Genomic DNA, 4,450 nt, shown 5'->3' on the forward strand with positions numbered 1-4,450 from the left:
GGCCAGCGTGGTTTAACGGGGCGCCTGAGATCAAGATCAAAAGCAGATCAAGAGCGGCTCGCTTCGCATCGTGGTTACCTTCTCCAGATGGCCGGCTTGCCCTTTTTGTAGGAGCGAGCTTGCTCGCGAAAAACGCTCAGGCGCCGCGTTCATTCAGGAAACCCGCGTTATTGTTGACGTTTTCGCGAGCAAGCTCGCTCTACACAGGGTTTGCATCACTGCACGTCCACCCGCTGCACCTGCAACCCCAACTGTTCATATGCTTGCACCTCCGGCGCGTCCCACTCGGTAATCAGCGTATGAATACGGCTGCAAGGCGCCACCACAAAGGGTTCCACCGCGCCGAGCTTGTCTGAGGTGGTCACGGCGATGACGTGGGACGCGCTGTCGAGCAAGGCTTGCTTGACGGCGACTTCACCAAAATGCAGCGAGGTGATGCCCACTTGCGGATGCAGTGCGCAAACCCCGGTGAACAACAGGTCGGCCTTGACGCTCTGGATCAGCCGCACCGCGTCATGGCCGCCGGTGGAGAGCGTGGCGGGGTTGAGTTGGCCGCCGGCCAGGATCACTTTTATATGCGGATGGTCGGCCAGGGCGATGGCGATCATGGGGGATGGCGTGACCACGGTCAGGTGCAGTGCATGGGGCAAGCACTGTGCGATCTGCAAGGTGGTGGAGCCAGAATCGAACAGCACGATCTGGCCGTCTTCAACCCGCTCCGCCGCCACGCGAGCGAGGTGGCGCTTGACCTCGTTGGTTTCCCCGACACGGGTAAAGAAATCCTTGCCGGTGTCCTTGGGTCGGGGCAGGGCGCCGCCATGTACGCGTTGCAACAGGCCGGCGGCAGCGAGTTCGCCGAGGTCGCGGCGGATGGTGTCCTGGGACACGGCAAAATGCTCGACCAACTCGGAGGCAGTGACCTTGCCGTCGCGTTCCAGCAACAACAAGATCTTCTGTTTGCGCAGGGAAGGCAGGTCGATGGCTTGATGAGTGTTATGCATGTTTGTGCGCTTTATTGCGGGTTTGTGCGAGATTAATCGCCGGCCCATCTAAACGCAACGGCTGGTTGCCCACGCTCCTGCCGGTTACTCTCTGTGTTCAGTTCAGGGAGAGGTGACCCGATGCCGTTGATCACAACCATCGAAGACTTACGCAAGCTGGCGCAAAAACGTGTCCCCCGCATGTTCTACGACTACGCCGATTCCGGCTCCTGGACTGAGAGCACCTACCGCGCCAACGAAACTGATTTTGCGCGTATCAAGTTCCGCCAACGGGTGGCGCGCAATATCGACGAGCGTTCGATCCGCGCCAGCATGATCGGCCAGCACATGGCCATGCCCGTGGCGTTGGCGCCGACTGGCCTGGCGGGCATGCAGCACGCCGATGGCGAAATCCTCACTGCCCGTGCCGCTGCTGCGTTCGGGCTGCGCTACACCTTGTCGACCATGAGTATCTGTTCGCTGGAAGACATCGCCGAGCATGTCGGCCAGCCGTTCTGGTTCCAGTTGTATGTGATGCGCGACCGCAGTTTTATCGAGCAGTTGATCGAGCGCGCCAAGGCGGCCGGGGTGGATGCATTGGTGCTGACCCTGGATTTGCAGATTCTGGGGCAGCGCCACAAGGACTTGATCAATGGTTTGTCCGCGCCGCCCAAGCTGACCCTGCCGAACATTCTCAACATGATCACCAAGCCTCGCTGGGTGATGGGCATGCTGGGTACCCAGCGGCGTGGTTTTGGCAATATCGTCGGGCATGTGAAGGGCGTGGCCGACATGAGTTCGCTGTCGTCGTGGACCGCCCAGCAATTTGACCCGCGCCTGAGCTGGGACGATGTGGCGTGGATCAAGCGGTGCTGGGGCGGCAAGCTGATCATCAAGGGCATTCTCGATGTGGAGGATGCGCGCTTGGCGGCCGATTGCGGTGCCGATGCGTTGGTGGTGAGTAACCACGGTGGCCGCCAGCTTGATGGCGCGCCGTCGAGCATCAGCCAATTGCCGGCGATTGTCGAGGCCGTGGGCAACCGCATTGAAGTGTGGCTCGACGGCGGTATTCGTTCCGGCCAGGACGTGCTCAAGGCCATGGCGCTGGGCGCCAAGGGCACCATGATTGGCCGCCCGCACTTGTATGGGCTGGGGGCGATGGGCGAGGCGGGCGTGACCAAGGCCCTCGATATCATCGCCCGCGAACTGGATGTGTCGATGGCGCTCTGTGGCTATAAGGATATACGCGAAGTGAATCGCGAAATCCTGTTGCCCGGTACCTTTCCTGGAAGCACGGCTTGAGCAAAAAAACCGTAAAAATATAAAAAGAGTTGTCCACGAAAACCGTGGGTATCTCTGTGGATAACTTTGCGAAGGCCCGGCAGCGTTGGCGATTTCAGCGAAGGTCATTATTTGATCAACTTGTATTTCGGGCCAACATGGCCAGGGTTTGCGCTTGACAGCCAAGCGCGAACCCAGTGCCGAAAAGCGTATTTATGAGGCGTTATCGCGGCCTGTGGAGTGTGTCACCACCTGAGCCGGCATCTTCGTGCGCATCAGGTTTTCCAGCGCTTGGCCATAGCTGCGCCCTGCGAGGTTCATGCTGTTGTTATGGCTGGCACCTGGCACCAGCAACAGGTGTTTGGGTTGCTGGGCGGCTTCGAATAACTGCTGGCTGAAGCGCGGCGGCACGTAGCGGTCGTCGAGGCCGTGGACCACCAGCAGCGGCATGTGGATGTCGGCAATCTTGTCGATGGAATCGAACTTCTGCGACAGCAACCAGCGTACCGGCAATGAGGTGTTGGCAACGGCCGTGGCGACATCTGCCAGGGAGGTGAACGTGGACTCGATCACCAGCCCACGCACCGGCAATGGCACCTGCTTGCCCAACTCGGCAGCGAGGTCGATGGCGACCGCGCCACCCAGGGAGTGCCCGTAGATCAGGCGTTTGCCGGGGTCTGGTTGCAGGGTCTGGAAACGCTCCCAGGCAATGCGTGCGTCCTCGTACACCGTGGCTTCCGAGGGCAGGTCGCCCTGGCTTTGGCCAAAGCCGCGATAGTCGATGGCCAGGACCGAAAAGCCCAGGGCATGCAGTTGCTCGATGCGAAACAATTGGCCCGTGAGGTTCCAGCGTACCCCGTGCAGGTAGAGGATGGCGGGCGCGTCTTTGTTGGCTGCCGGGTACCACCAGCCATGAATGTTCTGCCCTGCTTTGAAACTGGCGGGCGTGAGTTCGAATTCCTGCACCGCCTTGGGCAGGCCGGTGTACCAGCCGGCGGTTCCCGGCTCGATGCGAAACACAAGTTCGCGTTCCTTGTGTTGCAACACGGCGCAGCCGACCGGCAGGCCGACAACCAACACGGCCATGCACAGCCAGACAAGCCAGCGCAGGCCCCGGCGGGGCATAGAAACAGAAGACATGAAGGTTCCAGAACAAAGATGAAGCACGGGTTTTACCAGATGGCCTGGGCGGGTAGGCATTAATGCGACGGCCGTGACGGATGAAAGTGTTACAGCATTGAACAATCCTCGCGCGGGTTGATAGGGTGGACGGCTTGAACCTGCCCTACCTGCAAAGGCCCACACATGAACAACAGCCCCGTGCGCATCACCGCCGAAGTAACCCTCTCGGACAACTGGTACCTGCTGAAGAAATACAGCTTCGACCTGCGCCGTCGCGACGGCAGTTGGCAAGCCCAGACCCGCGAGGTGTATGACCGGGGCAACGGTGCGACCATCCTGTTGTACAACCGTGAGCAACGCACAGTCTTGCTGATTCGCCAGTTCCGCATGCCCACTTTCGTCAACGATTACCCCGGCTACCTGATTGAAGCGGCGGCCGGTTTGCTCGATAACGCCAGCGCCGAAGAACGCATCCGCCTGGAGGCCGAGGAAGAGACCGGCTATCGCGTCGGGCATGTTGAGAAAATCTACGCGGCGTTCATGAGCCCGGGATCGGTGACGGAGCGGATTCACTTTTTTATCGGTGAATACCAGCCAGGCGACCGAGTGGGAGCGGGCGGAGGCCTGGAAGAAGAGGGCGAGGATATCGAGGTACTGGAGCTGGGCTTTGAGCAGGCACTGGCGATGGTGCAGAGCGGGGAGATTGTGGATGGCAAGACGATTATGTTGTTGCAGCATCTGGAGCTGCGGATGTTGAAAGAGGGGTGGTGAGGTATGCCTTCATGTGCATAGGTATCTACACAACTTTGGCACGACGCTGAATCTGTGGCGAGGGAGCTTGCTCCCGTGACGGCCTGGCAGCCGACACAGATATAACTGATGCCCCGCGATCCAATGTGGGAGCTGGCTTGCCTGCGAAGACGGCCTGACAGTCAACACAGTTGGACCGTGTACATATCCATTCCTGCGGTAGCGGCCACTTAGGGTTCCGCTTTTACAGCGGCTCACTTTTGAAAAGCGCAAAAGTAAGCAAAACGCTCTTGCCCCACCACTCGGCACCTCGCTTA

General features: G+C 59.9%; 4 protein-coding genes. 2 read left to right on the forward strand and 2 right to left on the reverse strand.

Going from position 1 to position 4,450, the window contains the following annotated elements; all coding sequences use genetic code 11:
• Positions 1-215: 215 nt before the first annotated feature.
• Positions 216-1,001 (reverse strand): DeoR/GlpR family DNA-binding transcription regulator, encoded by a 786-nt coding sequence (locus tag OC445_RS26750; protein ID WP_054898675.1) that lies wholly within the window; start codon positions 999-1,001, stop codon positions 216-218.
• A gap of 120 nt (positions 1,002-1,121) precedes the next feature.
• On the opposite strand from OC445_RS26750, the gene OC445_RS26755 reads away from it, so the two are divergent.
• Positions 1,122-2,282 carry an alpha-hydroxy acid oxidase gene (locus OC445_RS26755; protein ID WP_054898676.1) on the forward strand — a complete coding sequence of 387 codons (1,161 nt, stop codon included), beginning with the start codon at positions 1,122-1,124 and terminating at the stop codon, positions 2,280-2,282.
• Between the two features lie 192 nt (positions 2,283-2,474).
• On the opposite strand, the gene OC445_RS26760 is transcribed toward OC445_RS26755, so the two are convergent.
• A complete protein-coding gene (locus tag OC445_RS26760; RefSeq protein WP_072448848.1) occupies positions 2,475-3,401 on the reverse strand; it encodes an alpha/beta hydrolase in 927 nt (308 codons plus the stop codon).
• A 165-nt stretch (positions 3,402-3,566) separates the two neighbouring features.
• Between OC445_RS26760 and OC445_RS26765 the strand changes: the two genes are divergently transcribed.
• The gene (locus tag OC445_RS26765; RefSeq protein WP_198791232.1) at positions 3,567-4,154 is read left to right on the forward strand and encodes an NUDIX domain-containing protein; all 588 of its coding nucleotides are present in this window, start codon (positions 3,567-3,569) and stop codon (positions 4,152-4,154) included.
• The last annotated feature ends 296 nt before the right edge of the window (positions 4,155-4,450 follow it).

This window comes from Pseudomonas sp. Pse35 (assembly GCF_024519715.1).
In the GTDB taxonomy this organism is placed as follows: domain Bacteria; phylum Pseudomonadota; class Gammaproteobacteria; order Pseudomonadales; family Pseudomonadaceae; genus Aquipseudomonas; species Aquipseudomonas paracarnis.